Raw genomic sequence first — 22,567 nt, 5'->3', positions numbered from 1 at the left:
ATGCCCGCCGCACGCGCCCTGTCCGCCATCGGCGAATCCGGCCTGTTCCTGGTCACCATCCTGCGCGCCAGCTACCCGCGCCGCGACCTGCTGGCCGACATCGTCGCGCAGCTGTATGCCATCGCCGTGCGCTCGCTGCCGATCATCGCCGTCGGCGGTGCCTTCGTCGGCCTGGTGATGACCCTGCAGGGCTATCGCACCCTGAGCACCTTCGGCGCCACCAACTCGCTCGGCACCCTGCTCGGCCTGTCGCTGTACCGCGAGCTCGGGCCGGTGCTGACGGCGTTGCTCTTCATCGGCCGCGCCGGCTCCTCCATGGCCGCCGAACTCGGCCTGATGCGCGCCACCGACCAGATCCCGGCGCTGTCGCTGATGGCGATCGATCCGGTCGCCAAGGTCGTGGTGCCGCGCTTCTGGGCGGCGGTGCTGGGCGTGCCGCTGCTGTGCGCGTTCTTCTGCAGCTTCGCCATCGCCGCCGGCTACTTCGAGGCGGTCTGGGTACTGGGCCTGGACGCCGGTTATTTCTGGTCGGCGCTGCGCGAGAGCATCGACCTGGTCGATGATTTCCTCGGCGCCTTCCTCAAGTGCCTGGTGTTCGGTCTGATTGCCGCACTGATGGCAACCCACGTCGGCTACCACACCGAGCCCACCATCGAGGGCACCTCGGTCGCCACCACCCGCGCGGTGGTCAACGGCTCGCTGCTGGTGCTCGTCTCCAACTTCATCCTGAGCGCGATGCTGTTCTGACCATGAACCGTTCCGGCAACCGATTCGAACTCGCGGTAGGGCTGTTCCTGCTGCTCTCCTTCGCCACCCTGCTGGTGCTGGCCTTCGCCTCGACCAACGGCAAGACCGGCCTGGGCGGCGGCAGCTACACCGTCACCGCCCGCTTCAGCAACATCGGCGAGCTGCGCGTGCGCGCTCCGGTCAAGATCGGCGGCGTCACGGTCGGCGAGATCAGCCGCATCCAGCTCGATCCGCAGACCTTCGAGGCGGTGCTGACCCTGAAGATCGACTCGGCCTATTCGGACATCCCGGTCGACACTTCCGCCGCCGTGTTCACCAGCGGTTTGCTCGGCGAGCGCTATGTTGCCCTCGCCCCCGGCGGCGACCCGGAACCGCTGCGCGACGGCGACGAGATCGTCCTGACCCAGTCCGCGGTGGTTCTGGAGCAGCTGATCGGCAAGTACCTGTTCGGCGGCGGCGACGAAAACGCCCCGGCGACGGACGAATGAGCACGGAAGGAACCCAAGGAGTTTCCGTCATGTTTCCCGCCCCCCTGTTGCGACTGCTGGCCGCCGCTGCGCTGATGCTGGTCGTCGGCGCCGCCGTCGCCGGCCCGCGCCCGAAGCTGGTCATCGAGCAGACCACCGCTGCCGTCCTGGCTGGCATCAAGGAACGCCGCGACGAGTTCAACGCCAACGACGCGGCGCTGCAGGAGTTCATCCGCAGCACACTGGGCGAAGTGCTCGACCAGAACTACTCGGCCCGCATGGTGCTCGGCCTGCACGGCCGCCGAGCCAGTGACGCCGAGGTGGACGCCTTCGCCCAGGCGCTGGCGGACAATCTGCTGCACCGCTACGGTCGCGCCCTGCTGGAGATCGATCCCGACAAGACCCGTGTCCGGGTCACCGGCGAGCAGCCACTGCGCGATGGCCAGATCGTGCGGGTGAACACCGAGGTGCTGCGCGCCTCCGGCGCGCCGGTGCCAGTGCAGTACCTGTTCCGCAAGCGCGGCGACGACTGGAAGGTGTTCGACGTGATCGTCGAGGGCATCTCCTACGTGCAGACCTACCGCACCCAGTTCGACGAACCGCTGCGCCAGCGCGGCATCGCCCAGGTCACCGAGGACCTGCGTGCCGGGCGCATCCAGATCAGGGACGCCCAGTGAGCTCCGAGACTGTGCTCAGGCTGGACGGCGCGCTCGACCGCGAGCGCGTCGCCGACTTCCCGTTGCATGACGCCGGTCTGCGCCACGTGGAGACCATCGACCTGCGCGGCATCGACCGTATCGACGTGGCCGGCATCGCCCTGCTGGCCGAACTGATCGCCCGCATCGAGGCTGTGAGCGGCCGCCGCCCACGTATCGAGGGACATCCCGCCGGCCTCGACGAACTGTGCCGCGCCTACCGCATCGCGCCGGATTTCAGCGACTTCCCCTGATCCTCGCAGTGCGCCGTCAGTAGAGCGTGCGGCGCAGATTGTCCTCCAGCGCCGCGTCATACCCGATCGCATCGAACCGGTCCGTCTGCTTGAGTCGCGCTCGCCCGCCCGCCGGGCGCGGCGCAGGCCTGCTCGCTCGGCCGGATCAGCCGGCTTCGGCCCGATAGCGACGCGCGACGTAGTCGTCGATGATCGCCACGAACTCGCGGGCGATGTTGTCGCCGCGCAGGGTCATCGCCTTCACGCCGTCGATGAACACCGGCGCGGCCGGCGCCTCGCCGGTACCCGGCAGCGAGATGCCGATGTCGGCATGACGGCTCTCGCCAGGGCCATTGACCACACAGCCCATCACCGCCAGCGAGAGATTCTCGACACCGGGATGTTTGAGCTTCCACTCCGGCATCTTGGCCCGGACATGTTCCTGCACGGTCTTGGCCAGCTCCTGGAAGAAGCTCGAGGTGGTGCGCCCGCAGCCCGGACAGGCGGTGACCAGCGGCGTGAACGCACGCAGGCCCATGGTCTGCAGCAGTTCCTGGGCAACGACCACTTCGGCGGTGCGTGACTGGCCCGGCTCGGGGGTGAGCGAGATGCGGATGGTGTCGCCGATACCCTCCTGCAGCAGCACCGCCAGCGCCGCGGTGGAGGCGACGATGCCCTTGCTTCCCATGCCAGCCTCGGTCAGCCCCAGGTGCAGCGGATAGTCGCAGCGCGCGGCCAGGTCACGGTACACCGCGATCAGCTCCTGCACGCCGCTGACCTTGGCGCTGAGGATGATGCGGTCGCCCGGCAGGCCCAGCGCCTCGGCGCGTTGCGCCGACTCCAGCGCCGACACGATCAGCGCCTCGCGCAGCACGCGCGCGGCGTCCCAGGGCTCGGCGCGGTCGTGGTTCTCGTCCATCAGCCGCGCGGCCAGCGACTGGTCCAGCGAGCCCCAGTTGACGCCGATGCGCACCGGCTTGCCGTAGCGGATGGCGGTCTCGACGATCGTCGAGAACTGCACGTCCTTCTTCTTGCCGAAGCCGACGTTGCCCGGGTTGATGCGGTACTTGGCCAGCGCCTCCGCGCAGGCCGGCTCGGCGGCCAGCAGCTGGTGACCGTTGTAGTGGAAATCGCCGACGATCGGCACCTCCACACCCATCATCGCCAGCCGCTCGACGATGCGCGGCACCGCGGCGGCGGCCTCGGTCGTGTTGACGGTGACGCGCACCACCTCCGAACCGGCACGCCACAGCTCGGCGATCTGCTGCGCGGTGGCCTTGACGTCGGCGGTGTCGGTGTTGGTCATCGACTGCACCACGACCGGCGCATCGCCGCCGACCGTGACGGTGCCGACCCGTACCGCCCGCGCACGCCGACGCGGCGCGGGTCCGTAACGATCGCTCATGAAAACGACTCCCGGGCGGACGCGGAGGTGCCGTAAAGCACGTAGTCGCCGCCGTTGTGAAGCAGACCCAGGCGTGTCCGCGACGCACTGAGGATGTTCTCGCCCGCGCCGTCGAGCCGCGATGGACGCAGGATCTCGATCTCGCCGCCGTCGAACTCGCCGGGCTCCTGGCTCAGGTACCGCGCGCCGGTCTCGCCGTCGAGCGGCAACAGGGCCAAGGCCCGCAGCGGCGGACGGTCGTCGCCCCGCCCGTTCAGCCCGCGCAGGCCGACCGCATGGGCGCGTCGCGCCAGCAGCTCGATGCCGGCCGAAATGCTGCCGTCCTCCTCGTAGCGCAGCCAGCGGATGATGCCGACCATCCAGTCGCGCTCGTCGTCCGGCTCGTCCGGCAGCGACAAACCGACCAGTTCGCCGACCCGGGCACGCGCCTGTGCATCGCTCCCCCAGGCGACACGATAGCCGTGCAGGCTCTGATCCAGCACCTGCGTCGGCACGGGCGGCAGGCGCGTCAATTCCCCGCCGGCATGCGTCCAGGCGGCGCGGTCGACCATCTGGATCTGGCCTTCGCGCGCCTGGCGCACGAAGGCGTCGAAGTCCAGCCGGCCGGCCAGGTAGTAGTGCAGCACGCTCATGCCGATCACGCAGTCGAGCACGTGACCGCCCGGCAGGCGCCCCTCGGCACGGGCCGCCACCGCCTGCCCCAGGCTGCGCTGCACGCTCTCCAGCAGCTTGCGCCCGCTCTGCACGACCACGCCGTGCGAAGGCGACAGCCGCAGGCGGCTTTCGCCGCCGTGCGCCAGCGCGTGGTCGATGTCGGCGCGCAGTCGCGACGTGTCCAGGTAGGCCGCGCCGTCCGGGCCGCCACCACCGATCCCCGGGCCGCAGTCGCTTTCGGGATCGATCATGGCGAGCGCATCCGGCCCGCCCTCGCCCGACAGCGGGCACTGCGGCGCGTAGGCACGCGCCAGCGCCCACAGCACCTCCTGTTCGGCCTGGCTGTGTGCGTAGGGGTTGCACAGCGAGGCCAGCAAGGTCGCACAGTAGATCGCGTCGAGCGTCTGGCGCGACCCGGCCAGCGGATCGTCGATCGTCTTGCTGCCGAGTCCGCACTCGACGGCGAACGCATGGCAACGATGCAGGCCCTGCCAACTGCCTGGCTGAGGGGCGCGGTAGACCTGCCAGGCCTTGGCCAGCGCGGCGCCGTAATGATGCATGGCGCGTCCCAGTGCCGTGGCGACCGTGCCGCCGCGAAGCATCGGCGGCTTGCCCGTGGGCGTGCACAGGTCGGCCGCGGCCAGGCGGTAGCCATGCGCCAGAGCGACGTGGAAGCGTTCGGCGTCTTGCGCGGCACGGACCTTGGCCGGCGGGAGCGGAAAGGTGGCGCCGACGAACTGGCCTTCGAGCTGTGCGACGGCCTCCGCCACCGGCGAGCGCAGCAGCTCCAGCGCATCGAAGCGGGCGCCGCCGCTGAGGCGCTGCGCGGCGAGCGCATCCAGTGCGTCGCGCAGCTGCTCCTGCACGACGGCCGGATTGGCGCGCGGCAGGGCCGCCACCCAGGCGGCGAGCCGCCGCGCGTCGGTCGGCAAGACCGAGGCCTTGCCGCTGCTTTCGATCGGCGGCAGGTCGCGCAGATGGCGGTAGCTGGGGCTGGTCATGGGTTTCGCCGGAGGAACCGATGCATATTCTAGACCGCCCGCCCTCCGGGCCCGCGACCGGCCGCCGCGGCTTGCCGCTGACGGTCGGCAGCGGCATGCTGGCCGGCCGCCCCCGGAGCCCGTACGTGTCCGACCTTGCCCACGAACGCCAGATACTGACCCCGGGCCAGCTCAACGCGCTGGCGCGCGATCTGCTGGAGGATGCCTTTCCGCTGGTCTGGATCGAAGGCGAGATCAGCAATCTGTCGCGCCCGGCCTCCGGCCACCTGTACTTCAGCCTCAAGGACGAGCGTGCCCAGGTGCGCTGCGCACTGTTCCGCAACAAGGCGCTGCTGCTGCGCTTCCGCCCCGCCGATGGCCAGCGCGTGCTCGCCCGCGGCCGGCTCACCCTGTACGAGCCGCGTGGCGACTGCCAGCTGGTGCTCGATCACATGGAAGAGGCCGGCGAAGGCGCCCTGCGCCGCGCCTTCGAGGAGCTGAAGGCCAGACTCGCCGCCGAGGGCCTCTTCGACGCCGCCCGCAAGCGCCCGCTGCCGCGCTTCGTGCGCCGGTTGGGCATTCTCACCTCGCCGCACGGTGCCGCGGTGCGCGACGTGCTCAGCGTGCTCGGCCGGCGTTTCCCGCTGATCGAGGCGGAAATCCTGCCGGTACCGGTGCAGGGCACGAGCGCCGCCGCCGAAATCGCCGCCATGCTGCGCCGCGCCTACGCCAGCGGACGCCACGATGCCCTGCTGCTGACCCGTGGCGGCGGCTCGCTTGAAGACCTGTGGTGCTTCAACGACGAGGCGCTGGCGCGCCTGATCGTCGAATCGCCAGTACCCCTGGTATCGGCCGTCGGCCATGAGATCGACGTGACCCTGGCCGACTTCGCCGCCGACCTGCGCGCCCCCACGCCCTCGGCCGCCGCCGAACTGCTCGCCCCCGATCGCGGCGAACTGCTGGCCGCCCTCGCCGCCCAACGGCGACGGCTGGACAGCGCCTTCGCCCGCCTGCATCGGGGGTTGGCGCAGCGTGCCGACCGCGCCTGGCTGCGCTTGCGCGCCGTCAGCCCGCAGCAGCGCGTGGCCCGCAGCCGCCAGCGCCTGGGCGATCTCGACCACCGCCTGCGGCTGGTCGCGCGACACCTGATCGAGCGCAGCGAGGGTCGCCTGGCGGCGGCGGCCGCACGACTGCGGCTGATCGCGCGACGCCTGATCGAGCGCAGCCAGGGCCGCCTGGCGACGGCGGCCGCACGATTGCGGGCAGTGCATCCCCGGCGGCGTCTGCAGGATTCGCGCGAACGCCTGCGTCGCCTGCGCGAGCGCCAACAGTTCCTGCTCGCGCGCCGACTCGAGCAGCAGGCCCTGCGCCTGGCGGGGCTCGCCCGCGCACTGGAAGCCACCAGCCCCCTGGCCACGCTGGCGCGCGGCTACGTGATCCTGCGCGACCGCGACAGCGGGGCGCTGCTGCGGCTCGCCGGCGAGGCGACGCCTGGGCGGCGCGTGCGGGCGCAGTTCGCCGACGGCCAGCGGCATCTGACGGTCGACGACCGGCAGGACGACTGACCCGGCCAGCCCTCCGCCCCCTGCTTGTCCCTGTCCCGCCGTCCGTCCGACAGCGATGCGCTCCGCGTCGCCGGAATGCAACCGTCTGTTTCAGAAAAGCTTTTATCCCCGGAGAAAACCCTTTCCCTGGATGTAAGAAAAGAGTAAAAGCGCTGATGACGGGAGTCCGAAAGACCACTCCGGCCAACCGGAGGGCGGCTCCCGCCGGTGGCCGTCGGCAGGCGGCCGTCCTTCGACACGTTCAGGGGAGCAAGACAATGCAGACGCAGAAATGCAAGAGGCCCAGGCCGCAACGGCCGGGCATGCCTGGCGCCGGGATCCGTCAGCATGCCGGCGCGAGACTGCGCCGCTCGGCCCTGTACTCGGCCACGGCGCTGTTCTGCGCCGTGCTGGCCGTCCCGGCCCAGGCACAGGAGGCCACGGCCGCCGAAGAGGAAGTCGCCCAGCTCGACCAGATCATCGTCACGGGCACCCGTGTGCGCGGTCGCGTGCCGACCGAGTCGATCTCGCCGATCGACGTGTTCTACCCGACGACGCTGGAACGGCAGTCCTCGCCTGAATTCACCGACCAGCTGGCCAACATCGCACCGTCGTTCAACACCCAGCGTTTCCCCATCGCCGACGGCACCGCCTTCATCCGCCCGGCCAGCCTGCGCAACCTGCCGCCCGACCAGACACTGGTGCTCATCAACGGCAAGCGCCGCCACCGCTCAGCGCTGGTCAACCTGCAGGTCGAGCCGTTCGGCACGGTCAACCAGGGCGCGCAGGCGGTCGATTTCGGCCTGATCCCGGCCGCGGCGATCCAACGCGTGGAGGTGCTGCGTGACGGCTCCTCGGCGCAGTACGGCTCCGATGCGATCGCCGGCGTCATCAACATCATCCTCAACGACTACTCCAGCGGCCTGAAGATCGACGGCCAATACGGCTCGACCTACGAAGGCGACGGCGACAAGTACCGCGCATCGCTCAGCTGGGGCACGCCGTTGACCAGCGACGGCTTCTTCAACCTCACCGCCGAGTATTTCAACAACGACTTCACCTCGCGCGGCCATCCGCGCGCCGACGCCGCCGTCGTGGGCAACATCGTCGGTCGCGACCGGGTGCCGTTCAACGGCCTCGGCCAGCGCTGGGGCGATCCCAATGCCGAGGGCATCCGGCTGTTCTTCAACAGCGAGATCGGGGTCAGCGACAGCGTTCGCGCCTACGCTTTCGGCAGCTACGCCGACCAGGACTTCGACTCCAGCTTCTTCTATCGCACCCCGGTCGGCGTACCCGGCATCCGCCCGCGCGGCACGCTGATGGTGGACAGCGACGGCGACGGCCAGCCCGACCCGGTCGACCAGGCCCTGGTCAACGCCATCATCGCCCGCGGCCTCAACCCGGCCGACTACCTCACCCCGAGCGCGACCAGCCCGTCCGGCTGGGTTGCCCTGAACCCGATCCATACCCGCTTCCCGGGCGGCTACACGCCCACCTTCGGCGCCGAGATCGAGGACTTCGAAACCGTTCTCGGCATCCGCGGCGAAAGCGCCGGCGGCCTGCGCTGGGATCTGAGCGGGCGCCTGGGCGAGAACCGGGTCGCCTACCTGTTGCGCGACTCGATCAACCCCAGCCTCGGTCGCCTCAGCCCGACCGAGTTCCGGCCCGGCACGCTGACGCAGCGCGAGCGTGGCGTCAACCTGGACTTCGCCTACGCGCTGGAGAACAGCGTGTTCGCCGCGCCGCTCAACATCGCCTTCGGCGCCGAATGGCGCAGCGAGACTTACATCATCGGCCAGGGCGACCCCGCCTCGTACGAGAGCGGCCCCACCGCGCTGCTGTTCGGCGTCGGCTCGGACGGCTTCCAGGGCGACGGCCCGGAATCGGCCGGCCGCTTCAGCCAGAACAGCTGGGCCACCTACCTCGACCTCGAGACCGATCCGACCGACCGGCTGACGGTAGGCCTGGCCGGCCGCGTCGAGGAATCGGCAGCCTTCGACACCCACTTCGACTGGAAAGTGTCGGCGCGCTTCCAGGCCAGCGAGACATTCGCCCTGCGCGGCACGGTCAACACCGGCTTCCGCGCGCCGACGCCGGGCCAGGCCAATACGCTGGACGTGACCACCACCGCCGACGCCTCCGGCACACTGGTGCCGCTGGGCACCTTCCCAGTGAGCCATCCGGCCTCGGTCGCGCTGGGCTCGCGGCCGCTGGAAGTCGAGGAGTCGTTCGCCTACTCGGCCGGCATCGTGTACGCACCGTCACGTGATTTCACCGTGACGCTCGACTACTACAACATCGACGTCGACGACCGCATCGCACTGGCCAGCTTCAACATCGAGCCCGGCTCGCCCGAACAGCAGCGGTTGATCGACGCCGGCGTGCCCGGCGCCGAACTGCTCGGCTTCGTGTCGTTCTTCACCAACGCCTTCGACACCACCGTGGAGGGCGTGGATCTGGTGGCCAACTACCGCGCCGACTTCGGCGAGTACGGCTGGGCCATCTTCGACGCGCGCCACAGCTACAACAAGCAGAAGGTGCGACGCTTCGATCCGGGCACGATCGACGAGGAGCGCGTGTTCGACCTGGAGAACCAGCTGCCGCGCAACCGCTCGGTGCTGACCTTCGACTACCGCTCGCCGTGGAACGTGGACCTGCTCGTGCGTGCCAACCGCTACTCCGGCTGGCAGGACTTCACCTTCGGCGAACGGGCCAGCTTCGGTTCCAAGTGGTTGTTCGACCTGGCTGCGACCTGGCACATCCGCGACCGGTTCCACCTCACCGTGGGCGGACAGAACATCTTCGACACCTATCCCGACCGCGAAACCAACGGGGTGCTGAACTTCCTCGGGCTCAGCTATCCGCTGTCCTCCCCGTTCGGCTTCAACGGCGGCGAGTGGTACGTGCGCCTGTCGGTCGACGTCTGGTAACCGTCGCAACATCGCCCGCACCCCGGCTGCGGCCGGGGTGCGGCAGTCAGGCCAGGTGAACGTCCGGCGCGCCGATCTCGCCGGCCGCCCATGGCGCGTCGAACAGGTAGCCCTGGCCGTAGGCGCAACCCAGCCCGATCAGCGTCTCGCGCTGCGCCGGGGTTTCGATGCCCTCGGCGATCGCCTCGATGCCGAGCGAGCGCGCCAGTGCCAGGATGGCACGCACCACCGCCGTGCCACCTTGCCCGGAGCTGCTGTCCAGCCCGGCGATGAAGCTGCGGTCGATCTTGAGCGAGCCGATCGGGAAGCGGTGCAGGTACGACAGTGCCGAATAGCCGGTACCGAAGTCATCCAGCTGTACCACGACACCGGCCTCGCGCAACTGCACCAGGCTGTCGCGCACCACCGAGGAGTCGTCGAGCAGGGCCCCCTCGGTGATCTCGATGCGCACCTGTGACGGCGCCAGGCCATTGACGGCCATCAGCTCCAGCAGTCGCCCGGCCAGTCGCGGCGAACGGAAATGACGTGGCGAGACATTGATGCTGACGTACTGCCCGGGGCCGAGCAGGGATGGCGCGAGCCGGCAGGTGCGCTCGAACAGCAGCCAATCGATCTGCTCGATCAGGCCGCTGTCCTGCGCCACGGCCAGGAAGTGCTCGGGACAGAGAATGCCGTGGCAGGGATGGCGCCAGCGCAACAGCGACTCCAGACCCACCCGGTGGGCATCGCCGAGCCGCACGATGGACTGGAAGTGCGGCTCGAAATCGCCGGTGGCCAGGGCCCGGCGCAGGTCGCTTTCGATGTCGAGCACGCGCAAGGCCTCATGGCGCAGTTGCTCGTCGAAGATCTCGTAGCGCTGCCGGCCGGCAGCCTTGGCCCGATACATCGCCACATCGGCGTCGCGCAGCAGTTCCTCGCCCTGGCTGTAGCGCGGATGGGCCATGGCGATGCCGATGCTGGCCGAGGTGTACAGCTCCTTGTCGCCGATGATCATCGGCGCGGCGAGTGCGTCGATCACGCGCGCCGCCACCTCGCACGCCTCCTCTTCGCCGTGGATTTCCTCCAGCAGGATGGCGAACTCGTCTCCCCCGAGCCGGGCCACGGTATCCGGCTCGCGCACCGCGCCGGCGATGCGCCGGCCGGCCTGCACGAGCATCTCGTCACCGATCAGGTGGCCGACACTGTCGTTGACCACCTTGAAGCGGTCGAGGTCGAGGAACAGCACCGCGAACGACCTTCGCGGGTCGCGGTGATAGCGTGCCATCGCCGCCTGCAGCCGGTCGAGCAGACGGACGCGGTTGGGCAGCCCGGTCAGGCTGTCGTGCAGAGCCTGGTGGGTCAGCCGCTCCTCCGCGCGCTCGCGCTCGGCGATCATCGCGCGCAGTTCGCGGTTGGCCTCGGCCAGGGCATGGGTGCGTTCCTCGACGCGCTGCTCCAGCTCGGCATAGGCGAGTTTGAGGCGATCCTGCGCCTGCTTGCGCTCCAGGCCGGCAGCGATATGGAAGGCGACGAAGCTCAGCAGCTCCTGATCGTGCAGGTTGAAGCCGATCCCGGGCGAGTAGCTCTGCACGGCAAGCACTCCGATGGTGCGCTCGTCCTGCACCAGCGGCACTCCCAGCCACCAGTCCGAGGGCGCGCCGGAGGTGATCACCTCGCCCCGCGCCTGCAGCGCTTCGTGGGCTGCCTGATCGACCAGTAGCGGACGGCCGGTGCGCAGCACGTACTCGGTGAGTCCGCGCCCGAGCAGGCGACGTGGCCGTGGCGGGTCACGCTCGTCCACCGAGTAAGGGAACTCCAGTGCCGTGCCGTCCTCGGAGAGCAGCGCGATGAAGAAGTTCTTCGCGTACAGCAGCTCGCCGACCACGGCATGCACCTGGGCATAGAACGACTCCATGCTGTCGGCGCCGATGGACAGCTCGGCGATGCGGAACTGCGCGGCCAGCAGGCGCTGGGCGCGCTGGCGCTCCTCGATCTCCTGGCGCAGCTCGTCGTTCGCGGCGGCGAGCGCGCGGGTGCGGTCGCGCACCCGCTGCTCCAGCTCGTGCTGTCCCTGCTTGCGCAACAGAGCGGTCAGGATATGCCGCGCCACGAAGGTCAGCAGCGTCCGGTCCTCCTCGCTGTAGCGCACGCCGTGGTCGTAGCTCTGCACCACGACGGCGCCGCGCACGCCGTGGTCGTCGAGCATGGGCACGCCCAGCCAGTCCTCGCTCTCCGGCCCGGTCTGCGGGCTGGACGCCAGCCCGAGCTCTTCCGCGACACGACCGGACGGGCCCATCATCGACTGGCCGCGGCGGATCAGCGCCACGGTGAGACTGTTCGGCAGGTCGGCGATGGCGAACTCGGTCTCCGGATCGGGGGCGAAGTTGTCCTTGGAGTCGGCAAAATAGAGGAAGCGGATCGATTCGCGTGCGGCATCGTAGAGGACGATGTAGAAGTTCTCGGCATACATCAGGTCGGACACGATCCGATGGATGCCGCGCAGCATCTCGCTCATCTCGAGCGGCGCGCTGGCCATGTCGGCGATGGCGTAGAGCGCGCTCTGCAGCAGTTCGGCCTTCTCCAACCGGTGCACGGTCTCGTGCAGGTGCTCGCGCTCGAGCAGGGTGGCCGCCCGACGCAGCGCGGCATCGGCGAGGTGGCGCAGGCGGTCCTCGGAGCACTGCCCCTCGCATCCCAGCGCCACCGCCACCCAGCCCAGCGCATGCGGGACGGCCCTCGCCTGGGCGAAACCGGCACCCGACCCGCTGCGGCGCGGACGGTCGTCGAGGGCCTCGATGGCCTCGGCCAGGGCATCGCGCAGGTCGGCCGGGAGGCCGGCATCGCTGCCGAAACGACCGCTGCGCCCACCCGAACGTCCGCAGCACAGGGCCACGGGCGCGCCGGCCGCGAATTCGCGCAGCACCTCGGCCAGCGCGGCCATGTCCTCGGCATAGGCGATGGCCCGCCAGGCCGACGCCTTGGTGCGCTGCGCGTCGCGCGACCTGCTGGTCTTGGCCTGGATACGTCGCCGGCTCATGCCCCGGGAGCATAACAACGCCCCGGACAAAGACTAGCATTCCCGTGGACCTCGCCAGCGGCTAGGCTGTGGCGATGACCCGGGAGCCGACCGACGAGGAGCTGATGCAGGCCTTCGGCCGTGGCGAGGCGAACGCCTTCGAGACGCTGTACGCCCGTCACCGCGCACCGCTGTTCCGCTTTCTGCACGGCAGCGTGCGCGACCGCGGCCTGGCCGAAGAGCTGTTCCAGGATGTCTGGCAGCGGGTGATCGCCGCCCGGATCCGCTACCGGCCGGAAGCCCGCTTCGCCACCTGGCTGTACCAGGTGGCGCACCACCGGCTGGCCGACCACTGGCGCGCCAAGCGCCACCGCCCGGATCCGCCGCCCGACGGCGAGGAACGCATCGCCCGCGAAGCAGACCCGGATGCCCCCGACAGGCGTTTGTCCGAATTCGAGGAGCGCCGCCGGCTGCAGCGCGCGCTGGAGGAACTGCCGCCGGAGCAACGCGAGGCGGTGCTGCTGCGACTGGAGCAGGAACTGTCGCTGGAGGAGATCGGCCGCATCACCGGCGTCGGCCGTGAAACCGTCAAATCGCGGCTGCGCTACGCGATGGACAAGCTGCGCGCCAGACTGAGGGCGAGCTGATGCACACCGACGATCCGCGCAAGGAGGCCCACGACGCCGAGGAGCGCGCGCTGGCGCGCATCGTCCGCGCCCTGTCCGGCGGCGGCCCATCGTCGCAGCTGGATGCCGCCGTGCTCGCCGCCGCCCGCGCCGCTGTCGAACGGGACAACCCACGCCGCCGCCTGTCGCTGCGCTGGGGCTTCGGCGCCTCGGCCGCCGCCATGCTCGCAGTCGCCCTGTTCTGGCAATGGCAGCGCCCGGACGCACCGCTCGACGAAGTGGCGCCGCTCGCCCCCGCACTCGAGACTGTCCCGGCACCGGACAGCGTCCGCGGGCGTGCTGCGGCCGACACTGTGCGACCGCAGACGCGCGACATCGCCCCGCCGGCGCCCGCCGCCGCCCTGCTCTCCGTCCCCGATGCCACACTGCCGCCGCCGGAAAGCGACGAAAGCCTCGCCCCGGCAGACTGGATCGCGCGCATCCGCGAGCGCCTCGCCGCCGGCCAGGCCGACGACGCCCGCCGCAGCCTGCGCCGCTTCATCGACGTCCACCCCGACCACCCGCTGCCCGACGACTTGCGGGCGCTGGCCGAATGAGCCGGCGGCAGACCCTCGCCGGCCCGGCCTCGTTCGAACTGGAGGTCAAGAAGAGCCGTCACCTGGCGCAGGCCGCGCCGGTCGATTCGCCGGAGGCGGCACTGGCCTTCCTCGACCGGGTCGCCGACCCCGCCGCCACCCACAACTGCTGGGCCTACCGCATCGGGCAGCATTACCGCTTCAGCGACGACGGCGAGCCCGCCGGCACCGCCGGCCGGCCGATCCTCGCCGCCATCGACGGGCAGGGGCTGGACGGCGTGATGGTGGTGGTGACGCGCTGGTTCGGCGGCATTAAGCTCGGCGCCGGCGGCCTGGCGCGCGCCTATGGCGGCGCCGCCGCCGAGTGCCTGCGACTGGCCCCGCGCATCACGCTGGTCGACACCTGCGAAGCCGACATCGCCGCCGGCTTCGAGCACGCCGGCACGCTGCACACCCTGCTCGCCCAGCACCAGGCCGAGAAGCTCGACGAACACTACGCCGCCGACGGCCTGCGCCTGCGCATCCGCCTGCCCGCCGACCGCCTCGACGCCCTGGCCGCCGCCCTCCGCGACGCCACGCGCGGACAGGCCCGGCTGGAGACGACCGAATGAACACCTGGATCGCCCTGCTGCGCGGCATCAACGTCGGCAGCACCCGCAGCCTGCCGATGAAGTCGCTGATCGCGCTGATCCAGTCGCTCGGCGGCGAGGATGTTCGCACCTACATCCAGAGCGGCAACGTCGTTTTCCGCCATCGCGATGCGCGCCGGCTGGCCGGCACGCTGCGCGACGCCATCGCGCGCGAGTGCGGCTTCGCCCCGGACGTGCTGGTGTTCGACGCCGCCCGCCTGCGCGCCATCGCCGCCGCCAATCCGTTCCCGGAAGCCGACGCCGCGCCGACCCGCGTGCATGTGTTCTTCCTTGCCGCGCCCGCCACCGCACCCGACCTCGATGCGCTGGAGCGTCACCGCAGCGGCAGCGAGCGGTATGTTCTTGGCGAGCACGCCTTCTATCTGCACACGCCCGACGGTTTCGGCAAATCCAGACTCGCCGAGCGCGCCGAGAAGGCGCTGGGTGTGGCGGCCACCGCGCGCAACTGGCGCACCGTGAGCAAGCTTCTGGAGATGGCCGGCGGGGACTGACCGGGCCCGTCAAGCTCACGGCGAGCGTATGCCCGTACCGTCGCACGGCGATGCACGAGCCCCACCATGAACCGCATCCTCGGAATCTCCGGCAGTCTGCGCGCCGGCTCCTGCGACACCGACCTGCTACGCGCCGCACAGGCGCCCGCCGGTGACGGCCTCGACCACCTCACCCTCGCCGTCGCCGACCTCGACCGGTCCCCGCCGCGAACCGCTCCCAAAAATCCGGATAGCGGACGACGAAGCCCTCGTCGTCCACATCGAGCTCGGCACGGAAGCTCCCGCCGCCCGATTCGTAGCCGTAACGCCTCGCCTCCACCCGTCGGTAGACCTGCTCCAACGGCTCGAACACGAGTTGCGGGAACCGCAGCCATGCCGCGCGTACCGACGCCTGCTCGCCCACTGCCAGCGCGAGCCGGCGGATCGGCAGCAGATTGGTCGAAGGGCTGAAGCCGAGGTCGACGTCTTGGCAGCCGGCCAGCGCCGCGCACTCCACGCCATCGACGAACCAGCGCTGCGCCTCGTCCACCGTGACACGCAGCGCGACCTCGCGCGTGCCAACGACGCCTTCGATCCCGACCTCCAGCGTTCGCCACTGCGCATCGCAGCGGATGCGGTAGTCGAGCCGGCACGGCTCACCCGCCTCCGCCAGCACCGCCGCGCCCGACAGCAGCCAGCCGCCATCGCACGGCGCCAGCCGAGCGAATTCGTGACCGGGCTGGTCGAGGCGGCGCCAGAGGATGGAGGTTGTCTTCAAGGGGAGGCGGGCCGTCGTCGCATCATCGCCAAGCATGCCGTGATGGCGCTGCCGGAAAGTGGCGGAGAGAGTGGGATTCGAACCCACGAGAGGCTTTCGCCCCTGGCGGTTTTCAAGACCGCTGCCTTAAACCACTCGGCCATCTCTCCGTAGTTGGTGCTCCTGAATCGCGCGGCGAGCAACCTTCCCTGGTGCGTTGCCGTTCGGCATCCTGCCTCACCCTCGCCCGCGTCACGATCTGCCACCGGCAGATCGTAAACGACGCGGGCTGCGACCACTCGGCCATCTCTCCGTACTCGATGCTCCCCGGTTGCGCGGCGAGCAACCATCCCTGGTGCGCTGCCGTTCGGCGTCCTGCCTCACCCTCGCCCGCGTCACCCTCACCCTCGCCCGCGTCACGATCTGCCACCGGCAGATCGTAAACGACGCGGGCTGCGACCACTCGGCCATCTCTGCGTTGCTGGTACTGCTGAATCGCGCGGCGGGAAACTTCGCTGGTGCGCGGCCACCATCGCGAGGCCCGCCGGCGGATGCGCAGTTTACTTGCCTTGCGCGGCGGCTGTCGCGCCGGCCGGTGATGGCGAAACTGCCTTGCGCCCGTCGCAGCCGACGCAATCCAGGCGCGAGGCCTCGATGAGCGGCGGCAGGCGCTCGGCAAGGAAGTCGATCAGCACGCGCACGGCCGGCAGCAGGCCGCGCCGGGTCGGAAACACGGCGTGACAGATGCCCTGCGGCAGACTCCAGTCCGGCAGCACCACCTCCAGTGAGCCGGTGCGCACCTGGTCGGCGCAGACTGTCTCCGGCAGCAAGGCGATGCCGAGACCGCGCACCGCCATCTCGCGCAGCACGGGGAAGTCGTGCGCCATCACCCGTGGCTGCATCTCGATGCGCACGGTTTCGCCATCGGGGCCCTGCAGGTCCCAGCGCTGCTTGCCCTCCTCCTCGCTCATGCTCAGGCTCACGTGCGCACGCAGCTCGTCGGGCGTGCGCGGGCGGCCATGACGGGCGAGATAGGCGGGGCTGGCGACCAGCAGCTCCTGGATCGAGCCGAAGCTGCGCATCACCAGGCTGCCGTCGTCGTTGAGCTGCGAGCGTACGCGCAGGGCGATGTCGATGCCTTCGTTGATCAGATCGACGCGGCGGTTGCTGACGTGCAGCAGCACGCGCACCTGCGGGTACGAGGCGAGGAAGTCGGGCAGGATCTGCGCGATCTGCCGCTGCGCCAGCGCCACCGGGCAGCTCATCCGCACCAGCCCGCGTGGCTCGGCGCTGAGGCGGTCGACCACCTCGCGCGCGGCCCGCGCCTCCTCGATCATGCTCTGGGCATGGCGGTAGATGCTCTGGCCGACATCGGTCACGGCGAAACGGCGGGTGGAGCGCTGCAGCAGGCGCACGCCGAGGTCGGTCTCCAGCTGCGCGATGCGCCGGCTCAGCCGCGACTTGGGGATGCCCAGCGCGCGCTCGGCGGCAGCGAAGCCGCCGTGCTCGACCACCATGGCGAAGTAGTAGAGATCGTTGAGATCCTGCATGGCCCTCGTTCCATAAAGAGAACGATCAATGTCTTTTTAGGACATTTATCCCGGAAAAGTCAGATCTTATCGTTGCTCCATGTGCAACGATCATGGGAGCAATGTCATGAATGTACTGCATATCGACTCGAGTGCGATGGGCGACGGCTCGGCCAGCCGCCAGCTCGCGACCGCCATCGTGTCGGCCCTGCGGTCGACTGCCCCGAACGTCGTGGTCCGCTACCGCGACCTCGATGCCGAGCCCCTGCCGCACCTGACGGCGGCCAGCCTGACCGCCGCCGACCCACGGCAGGCTGCACTGGCCGCCGAAGTGCTGGCCGAATTTCAGGCCTCCGACGTGCTGGTGATCGGAGCCCCGATGTACAACTTCAGCATCCCCTCCACCCTCAAGGCCTGGATCGACCGCATCGTGGTCGCCGGCAAGACCTTCCGCTACACCGCCGAGGGCCCTCAGGGCCTGGCCGGCGACAAGCGCGTGATCGTCGTCAGCACACGCGGCGGCCAGTACGGGGCCGACAGCCCGGCCGATTTCCAGGAAAGCTACCTGCGGCACGTGTTCGGCTTCATCGGCGTGAACGACCTCCACATCGTCCGCGCCGAGGGGCTGAACCTGTCTCCTGCCCAACGCGAGGCGGCGCTCAAGGCGGCCCTCGCCGAGCTGCCGGCACTGTTGCCACGAGCGGCGTGAAACTCCACCCGGGCCGAACCGGGCGGATCGCAGCGGTTTGGGTTCCCGGCCTGCCTGCTGACCGCTGGCAGTGTCCCGATCGCCTGGCCAAGGCGCTCAGGCGATCGCCTCGACGCCACCCATGTAAGGCCGCAGCACCTCGGGCACGGTGATCGAGCCGTCGGCGTTCTGGTAGTTCTCCATCACCGCGATCAGGCAGCGGCCGACGGCGACGCCGGAGCCGTTGAGCGTGTGCAGCGGCTCGGGCTTGCCGGTAGCCGGATTGCGCCAGCGCGCCTGCATGCGGCGGGCCTGGAAGGCCTCGCAGTTGGAGACCGAGCTGATTTCGCGATAGGCCTGCTGGCCCGGCAGCCAGACTTCCAGGTCGTAGGTCTTGGCGGCGGCGAAGCCCATGTCGCCGCTGCACAGCAGCATGCGGCGGTACGGCAGGCCGAGCTTCTCCAGCACGATCTCGGCGTGGCGGGTCATCCGCTCGTGAATCTCGTAGCTCTCGTGCGGACGGGCGATGGCGACCAGCTCGACCTTCTCGAACTGGTGCTGGCGGATCATGCCGCGGGTGTCGCGGCCGTGGCTGCCGGCCTCGGCGCGGAAGCACAGCGAGTGCGCGGTCAGCAGCATCGGCAGCATGCCGTCCTCGACGATCTCGTCGCGGACGAGGTTGGTCAGCGGCACTTCGGCAGTCGGCACCAGGTAGCGGCTGGTGTCGCCGACCCGGGTCGCGAACAGGTCCTCCTCGAACTTGGGCAGCTGGCCGGTGCCCTGCATCGAGTCGGCGTTGACGATCAACGGCACGTTGCACTCGGCGTAGCCGTGCGCGTTGACGTGCAGGTCCAGCATGAACTGCGCCAGCGCGCGGTGCAGGCGGGCGAGTTGGCCGCGCATCACGGTGAAACGCGCGCCGCTGAGCTTGGCGCCGGCGTCGAAGTCGAGCCAGCCGTGGCGCTCGCCGAGTTCGACGTGGTCCTTGACCGGGAAGTCGAACGCGCGCGGCTCGCCCCAACGATGGATTTCGCGGTTGGCGCTCTCGTCGGGGCCGACCGGCACGCTCTCGTGCGGCAGGTTGGGAATGCCCAGCGCGATCTTCTCCAGCTCGGCGCGGATCTCGTCCAGCCGCACCTCGGAGGCCTTCAGCTCGTCGCCGATGCCGGCGACCTCGGCCATCAGCGCGGCGGTGTCCTCGCCCTTGGCCTTGGCCATGCCGATCGCCCTGGAGCGGGTGTTGCGCAGGTTCTGCAGCTCCTGGGTGCGGGTCTGGATCTGCTTGCGCTCGGCTTCGAGGCGTTCGAGCGCGGCGACATCGAGGCTGAAGCCGCGGGTGGCCTGCAGGCGCTCGGCGGTGGCCGCGAGCTGGCCGCGCAACAGGGCGGGATCGAGCATGGCTTGCTCCGGTGTCGGTATCGGACGGGAAGCCGGCGATTATCGCGGCCACCCGCCCCCGCGGGCAAACGCACACGAACGAAACTTGCGGCGGCTGGCGGTTCTGCGGCCTACTCGGACCAGTCCACTCCTTCCATCGAGCATGGCCGCGACCGAGCCGACCCCAGCCTCCCACGAAGCCGGAAACCGCTGGCGTGCCCTCACCCGCCACCCGGCCGCGCGGGCTGCAGGCGTGTTCGCGCTGGCGCTCGCCCTCGGCGTGCTGCTCGGGCTGCTCCGTTTCGGCCTGCCGGAAACGAACCGCCCGCCTCCGCCCCCGCCCGACCCGGCACCCGCCGCGGGGACCACGCCGACGCTGCCGACGCCGCCAGGCCCCGCGCCCGACCTGGCGATTCCGGAAGCGCCACCGGCAGGGATGCGGCCACCGCCGTACGTCGACCCGCGCATCGTCGACCAGGCGCCGGCGTCGACACCCGGCGACACGGTCGTCGTCAGCGAACGCCAGGCCCGTCCGCTGCCGAACCAGCCCGCGCCGGGCTACCCGTCGCAGGCGCTGCGTCGGCGCATCGAGGGCGAGGTGCTGCTGCGGGTCGAGGTGGATGCCCGCGGCCGGCCGACGCGGGTGCAGGTGGAGCGTGGCAGCGGCGCGCGCCAGCTCGATGCGGCGGCGGTGGCGGCGGTGCGGCGCTGGCGCTTCGAGCCGGCGCTGCACGACGGCCAACCGGTGCCGTCGAGCGTGCTGATCCCGATCGCGTTCCGTCTGGAACGCTGACTCAGCCCGCCCTGCGCACTCCCATTCCGGCGCCGCGCGCCAGCGCTTCGAAACCGGGGAACGAGGTCGCGACGTTGGCGCAGTCGCCGATCCGCACCTGGTCGCCGGCCAACTGCGCCGCCACCACGAAGCTCATCGCGATGCGATGGTCGCCACGGCTGTCCACCGCGCCGCCGCGCAAGCGGCCGCCTTCGATCACCGCGCCGTCGGGACGCTCCTCGACGGCGATGCCGAGCGCACGCAGCCCCTCGGCCATGGCGGCGATGCGGTCGGACTCCTTCACCCGCAGTTCGGCGGCGCCGCGCACCACGGTACGTCCCCGCGCGCAGGCCGCGGCCACGAACAGGACCGGGAACTCGTCGATCATGTCCGGCACCCAGGCGGTGTCGATCTCGATGCCGCGCAGCGGCGCGTGGCGGACGACCAGATCGGCCACCGGCTCGCCGCCCTGCTCGCCCGCGTTCTCGACCCGGATGTCCGCCCCCATCGCCCGCAGCGCGTGCAGCAGGCCAGTGCGGCGCGGGTTGATGCCGACCGCGCGCAGTCGAAGCTCGGAGCCTGGCACCAGCGTGGCGGCGACCAGGAAGAACGCCGCCGAGGAGAAATCCGCCGGGACGACGACCTCGGTCGCGCGCAGCCGTTGCCCGCCGCTCAGCGCGGCCTCGCCGGGACGGAAAGCCACCGGCCAGCCGAATGCGGCCAGCATCCGTTCGGTGTAGTCGCGGGTCGGATGCGGCTCGCGCACCCTGGTTTCCCCGCGCGCGTACAGCCCCGCCAGCAGCAGCGCCGACTTCACCTGCGCGCTGGCCACAGGCATTTCATAATCAATACCTTGCAATGCATTGTTGCCGTGAATTATCAGCGGCGGGCGACCGCCCTCGGCGGCCTCGATACGCGCCCCCATCCGCGCCAGCGGCTCGATCACCCGCCCCATCGGCCGGCGCGAGAGCGAGGCGTCGCCGACCAGCCGGCTGTCGAAGACCTGCCCCGCCAGCAGCCCGGCCAGCAGACGCATGCCGGTGCCGGCATTGCCGCAGTCCAGGTCGTCGGCGCAGCCGCGCAGCCCGTGCAGGCCGACGCCGTGGACGATGCGCTCGCTGGCCGCCGGCGCCTCGATGCGCGCGCCGAGCTGGCCGAGGATGCGCGCCGTCGCCCGCGTGTCCTCACCTTCGAGAAAACCGCGTACCCGGGTGACGCCCTCGGCGATCGCGCCCAGCATCACCGCGCGGTGCGACACCGACTTGTCGCCGGGCACGACGAGTTCGCCGCGCAGCGGGCCGGCCGGGCCGGCGAGCCAGTCCAGGGACGATGCGCCGCTCATGCGCCGGCTCCCTCCAGCCCCGACAGCAGCCGCTGGTTCTCGCTGCGCGTGCCGATGCTGATGCGCAGGCAGGTCGGCAGGCCGTAGCCGCGCATCGGGCGCGGGACCACACCCTGCGCCAGCAGGGCCTCCTCGTACGGCGTGGCGTCGCGGCCGAAATCCACCAGCAGGAAATTGGTCTGCGAGGGATGCACGTACAGACCGCGGTCGCGAAGGCGCGTGCTCAGCCACTCGCGCTCGATGCGGTTCTGTTCGACATGCCAGGCCAGGTGCTCCTCGTCGGCCAGCGCGGCCTCGGCGGCGGCCAGCCCGGGCAGGTTGACGTTGAAGCTCTCGCGCAGCCGCTCCATCACCGCCACCAGCCCCGGTTGCGCCACCGCGTAACCAACCCGCAGCCCGGCCAGCCCGTAACCCTTGGAAAAGGTGCGGGTGACGATCAGGCGCGGGAAGCGCGGCAGCAGCGTCAGCGCGCTCTGCAGCTCCGGCACCTCGACGTATTCGGCATAGGCCTCGTCCACGACGACCAGCACCTGCTCGGGCAACGAGGCGAGGAAGCGTTCAAGGTCGGCGCTGGGAAACCAGGTGCCGACCGGATTGCTCGGGTTGCACAGGTAGACCAGCCGCGTGCGCTCGTCCACTGCGGCGCGGATCGCGTCGAGGTCGTGGCCGCGGTGCATCGGATGGCCCTCAGGCAGCGCTTCGGCGACGGTCAGCGGCGCATCGGCGGCCAGCGCCGCCAGCGGATACACGGCGAAGCCGTAGCGCGACATGACCACGCCGGCCTCGGGCCCGCAGAAGGCCTGCGCGAACTGCATCAGCAGCTCGTGCGAACCATTGCCGAGCAGGATCTGTGCGGCATCGACGCCGAGCTTGTTCGCCAGCGCGGCCTTGAGGTCGCCGCCGAGCGGATCGGGATAGCGGGCGAGCTGGCCGAGTGCATCGAGGATCGCCTCGCGGGCGCGCGGGCTGGGGCCGTGCGGGTTCTCGTTGCCACCCAGCTCCACCAGCCGCGCGCCGAAGCGGCGGCGCAGCGCGACGATGTCGTGGCCGGGGTCGTAGGGCCTGAGCCGGCGCAGGCCGGGCTGGGCCAGGGCGAGGAAGTCGTTCTCGTGCATTGGCGAGGTCTGAGGG

General features: G+C 70.5%; 20 protein-coding genes and 1 tRNA gene. 12 read left to right on the top strand and 9 right to left on the bottom strand.

Going from position 1 to position 22,567, the window contains the following annotated elements; genetic code table 11:
• The 4 genes from HNQ58_RS03910 to HNQ58_RS03895 are packed head-to-tail and all read left to right on the top strand — an operon-like array spanning position 1 to position 2,163.
• A complete protein-coding gene (locus tag HNQ58_RS03910; RefSeq protein WP_183947483.1) occupies positions 1-747 on the top strand; it encodes an MlaE family lipid ABC transporter permease subunit in 747 nt (248 codons plus the stop codon).
• 2 nt (positions 748-749) lie between these two features.
• Complete coding sequence (gene mlaD / locus HNQ58_RS03905) at positions 750-1,235, top strand: outer membrane lipid asymmetry maintenance protein MlaD (protein ID WP_183947482.1); 486 nt, start codon at positions 750-752, stop codon at positions 1,233-1,235.
• Between the two features lie 29 nt (positions 1,236-1,264).
• The gene (locus HNQ58_RS03900; protein WP_183947481.1) at positions 1,265-1,891 is read left to right on the top strand and encodes an MlaC/ttg2D family ABC transporter substrate-binding protein; all 627 of its coding nucleotides are present in this window, start codon (positions 1,265-1,267) and stop codon (positions 1,889-1,891) included.
• Positions 1,888-2,163 (top strand): STAS domain-containing protein, encoded by a 276-nt coding sequence (locus tag HNQ58_RS03895; RefSeq protein ID WP_183947480.1) that lies wholly within the window; start codon positions 1,888-1,890, stop codon positions 2,161-2,163. Before HNQ58_RS03900 ends, HNQ58_RS03895 begins: the two co-directional genes overlap by 4 nt.
• A 145-nt stretch (positions 2,164-2,308) precedes the next feature.
• Here HNQ58_RS03895 and ispG read toward each other — a convergent pair whose 3' ends face one another.
• Entirely contained in the window at positions 2,309-3,547 is a 1,239-nt protein-coding gene (gene ispG, locus HNQ58_RS03890; protein WP_183947479.1) for a flavodoxin-dependent (E)-4-hydroxy-3-methylbut-2-enyl-diphosphate synthase, read from the bottom strand.
• Complete coding sequence (locus tag HNQ58_RS03885) at positions 3,544-5,202, bottom strand: hypothetical protein (protein WP_183947478.1); 1,659 nt, start codon at positions 5,200-5,202, stop codon at positions 3,544-3,546. Before HNQ58_RS03885 ends, ispG begins: the two co-directional genes overlap by 4 nt.
• Before the next feature lie 125 nt (positions 5,203-5,327).
• On the opposite strand from HNQ58_RS03885, the gene xseA reads away from it, so the two are divergent.
• Together xseA and HNQ58_RS03875 are read left to right on the top strand one after the other, a co-directional pair.
• Positions 5,328-6,746, top strand: coding sequence for an exodeoxyribonuclease VII large subunit (xseA, locus tag HNQ58_RS03880; RefSeq protein WP_343057174.1), 1,419 nt, complete (start codon positions 5,328-5,330; stop codon positions 6,744-6,746).
• A gap of 302 nt (positions 6,747-7,048) precedes the next feature.
• Positions 7,049-9,655, top strand: a complete 2,607-nt coding sequence (locus tag HNQ58_RS03875) for a TonB-dependent receptor plug domain-containing protein (protein ID WP_183947477.1) — start codon at positions 7,049-7,051, stop codon at positions 9,653-9,655.
• 46 nt (positions 9,656-9,701) lie between these two features.
• On the opposite strand, the gene HNQ58_RS03870 is transcribed toward HNQ58_RS03875, so the two are convergent.
• Entirely contained in the window at positions 9,702-12,671 is a 2,970-nt protein-coding gene (locus tag HNQ58_RS03870) for an EAL domain-containing protein (protein WP_183947476.1), read from the bottom strand.
• 74 nt (positions 12,672-12,745) lie between these two features.
• Between HNQ58_RS03870 and HNQ58_RS03865 the strand changes: the two genes are divergently transcribed.
• The 4 genes from HNQ58_RS03865 to HNQ58_RS03850 are packed head-to-tail and all read left to right on the top strand — an operon-like array spanning position 12,746 to position 14,992.
• Complete coding sequence (locus HNQ58_RS03865; protein ID WP_183947475.1) at positions 12,746-13,297, top strand: RNA polymerase sigma factor; 552 nt, start codon at positions 12,746-12,748, stop codon at positions 13,295-13,297.
• Entirely contained in the window at positions 13,297-13,872 is a 576-nt protein-coding gene (locus HNQ58_RS03860) for a hypothetical protein (RefSeq protein ID WP_183947474.1), read from the top strand. The genes HNQ58_RS03865 and HNQ58_RS03860 overlap by 1 nt, the downstream gene beginning before the upstream one ends.
• Positions 13,869-14,462, top strand: coding sequence for an IMPACT family protein (locus tag HNQ58_RS03855; RefSeq protein ID WP_183947473.1), 594 nt, complete (start codon positions 13,869-13,871; stop codon positions 14,460-14,462). Before HNQ58_RS03860 ends, HNQ58_RS03855 begins: the two co-directional genes overlap by 4 nt.
• Positions 14,459-14,992 (top strand): DUF1697 domain-containing protein, encoded by a 534-nt coding sequence (locus tag HNQ58_RS03850; protein ID WP_183947472.1) that lies wholly within the window; start codon positions 14,459-14,461, stop codon positions 14,990-14,992. Before HNQ58_RS03855 ends, HNQ58_RS03850 begins: the two co-directional genes overlap by 4 nt.
• Before the next feature lie 169 nt (positions 14,993-15,161).
• On the opposite strand, the gene HNQ58_RS03845 is transcribed toward HNQ58_RS03850, so the two are convergent.
• The 3 genes from HNQ58_RS03845 to HNQ58_RS03835 all read right to left on the bottom strand — a co-directional run bounded on the left by HNQ58_RS03845 (position 15,162) and on the right by HNQ58_RS03835 (position 17,278).
• On the bottom strand, positions 15,162-15,836 hold the full coding sequence (locus HNQ58_RS03845; protein WP_183947471.1) for a putative glycolipid-binding domain-containing protein: 675 nt from the start codon (positions 15,834-15,836) through the stop codon (positions 15,162-15,164).
• Positions 15,809-15,898 (bottom strand) — tRNA-Ser (locus tag HNQ58_RS03840). Before HNQ58_RS03840 ends, HNQ58_RS03845 begins: the two co-directional genes overlap by 28 nt.
• Before the next feature lie 390 nt (positions 15,899-16,288).
• Positions 16,289-17,278, bottom strand: coding sequence for a LysR substrate-binding domain-containing protein (locus HNQ58_RS03835; RefSeq protein WP_183947470.1), 990 nt, complete (start codon positions 17,276-17,278; stop codon positions 16,289-16,291).
• Positions 17,279-17,384: 106 nt separating this feature from the next.
• Between HNQ58_RS03835 and HNQ58_RS03830 the strand changes: the two genes are divergently transcribed.
• The gene (locus tag HNQ58_RS03830) at positions 17,385-17,966 is read left to right on the top strand and encodes an FMN-dependent NADH-azoreductase (RefSeq protein WP_183947469.1); all 582 of its coding nucleotides are present in this window, start codon (positions 17,385-17,387) and stop codon (positions 17,964-17,966) included.
• A gap of 96 nt (positions 17,967-18,062) precedes the next feature.
• Here HNQ58_RS03830 and serS read toward each other — a convergent pair whose 3' ends face one another.
• The gene (gene serS / locus HNQ58_RS03825) at positions 18,063-19,343 is read right to left on the bottom strand and encodes a serine--tRNA ligase (protein WP_183947468.1); all 1,281 of its coding nucleotides are present in this window, start codon (positions 19,341-19,343) and stop codon (positions 18,063-18,065) included.
• Between the two features lie 142 nt (positions 19,344-19,485).
• Between serS and HNQ58_RS03820 the strand changes: the two genes are divergently transcribed.
• On the top strand, positions 19,486-20,115 hold the full coding sequence (locus HNQ58_RS03820) for an energy transducer TonB (protein ID WP_221301135.1): 630 nt from the start codon (positions 19,486-19,488) through the stop codon (positions 20,113-20,115).
• Position 20,116: 1 nt separating this feature from the next.
• Here the strand turns inward: HNQ58_RS03820 and aroA are convergent, their stop codons facing one another.
• Positions 20,117-21,436: a 3-phosphoshikimate 1-carboxyvinyltransferase gene (gene aroA / locus HNQ58_RS03815; protein WP_183947467.1), complete on the bottom strand. Its 1,320-nt coding sequence runs from the start codon at positions 21,434-21,436 to the stop codon at positions 20,117-20,119.
• Complete coding sequence (hisC, locus tag HNQ58_RS03810; protein ID WP_183947466.1) at positions 21,433-22,551, bottom strand: histidinol-phosphate transaminase; 1,119 nt, start codon at positions 22,549-22,551, stop codon at positions 21,433-21,435. The genes aroA and hisC overlap by 4 nt, the downstream gene beginning before the upstream one ends.
• Positions 22,552-22,567 lie beyond the last annotated feature (16 nt).

It is taken from the genome of Rehaibacterium terrae, assembly GCF_014202935.1.
GTDB classification, from domain to species: domain Bacteria; phylum Pseudomonadota; class Gammaproteobacteria; order Xanthomonadales; family Xanthomonadaceae; genus Rehaibacterium; species Rehaibacterium terrae.
The sequence above is the reverse complement of the archived record's forward strand: the minus strand, read 5'-3'. Positions and strand labels throughout refer to the sequence as shown.

Excerpts from the sequence above, each read along its gene's own strand:
- HNQ58_RS03870 (WP_183947476.1), bottom strand. The coding sequence starts at position 12,671 with ATGAGCCGGCGACGTATCCAGGCCAAGACCAGCAGGTCGCGCGACGCG.
- HNQ58_RS03875 (WP_183947477.1), top strand. The coding sequence starts at position 7,049 with ATGCCTGGCGCCGGGATCCGTCAGCATGCCGGCGCGAGACTGCGCCGC.
- HNQ58_RS03900 (WP_183947481.1), top strand. The coding sequence starts at position 1,265 with ATGTTTCCCGCCCCCCTGTTGCGACTGCTGGCCGCCGCTGCGCTGATG.
- HNQ58_RS03860 (WP_183947474.1), top strand. The coding sequence starts at position 13,297 with ATGCACACCGACGATCCGCGCAAGGAGGCCCACGACGCCGAGGAGCGC.
- ispG (WP_183947479.1), bottom strand. The coding sequence starts at position 3,547 with ATGAGCGATCGTTACGGACCCGCGCCGCGTCGGCGTGCGCGGGCGGTA.
- HNQ58_RS03830 (WP_183947469.1), top strand. The coding sequence starts at position 17,385 with ATGAATGTACTGCATATCGACTCGAGTGCGATGGGCGACGGCTCGGCC.
- hisC (WP_183947466.1), bottom strand. The coding sequence starts at position 22,551 with ATGCACGAGAACGACTTCCTCGCCCTGGCCCAGCCCGGCCTGCGCCGG.
- HNQ58_RS03855 (WP_183947473.1), top strand. The coding sequence starts at position 13,869 with ATGAGCCGGCGGCAGACCCTCGCCGGCCCGGCCTCGTTCGAACTGGAG.
- HNQ58_RS03910 (WP_183947483.1), top strand. The coding sequence starts at position 1 with ATGCCCGCCGCACGCGCCCTGTCCGCCATCGGCGAATCCGGCCTGTTC.
- HNQ58_RS03865 (WP_183947475.1), top strand. The coding sequence starts at position 12,746 with ATGACCCGGGAGCCGACCGACGAGGAGCTGATGCAGGCCTTCGGCCGT.
- aroA (WP_183947467.1), bottom strand. The coding sequence starts at position 21,436 with ATGAGCGGCGCATCGTCCCTGGACTGGCTCGCCGGCCCGGCCGGCCCG.
- serS (WP_183947468.1), bottom strand. The coding sequence starts at position 19,343 with ATGCTCGATCCCGCCCTGTTGCGCGGCCAGCTCGCGGCCACCGCCGAG.
- mlaD (WP_183947482.1), top strand. The coding sequence starts at position 750 with ATGAACCGTTCCGGCAACCGATTCGAACTCGCGGTAGGGCTGTTCCTG.
- HNQ58_RS03820 (WP_221301135.1), top strand. The coding sequence starts at position 19,486 with ATGGCCGCGACCGAGCCGACCCCAGCCTCCCACGAAGCCGGAAACCGC.
- HNQ58_RS03885 (WP_183947478.1), bottom strand. The coding sequence starts at position 5,202 with ATGACCAGCCCCAGCTACCGCCATCTGCGCGACCTGCCGCCGATCGAA.
- HNQ58_RS03850 (WP_183947472.1), top strand. The coding sequence starts at position 14,459 with ATGAACACCTGGATCGCCCTGCTGCGCGGCATCAACGTCGGCAGCACC.
- HNQ58_RS03835 (WP_183947470.1), bottom strand. The coding sequence starts at position 17,278 with ATGCAGGATCTCAACGATCTCTACTACTTCGCCATGGTGGTCGAGCAC.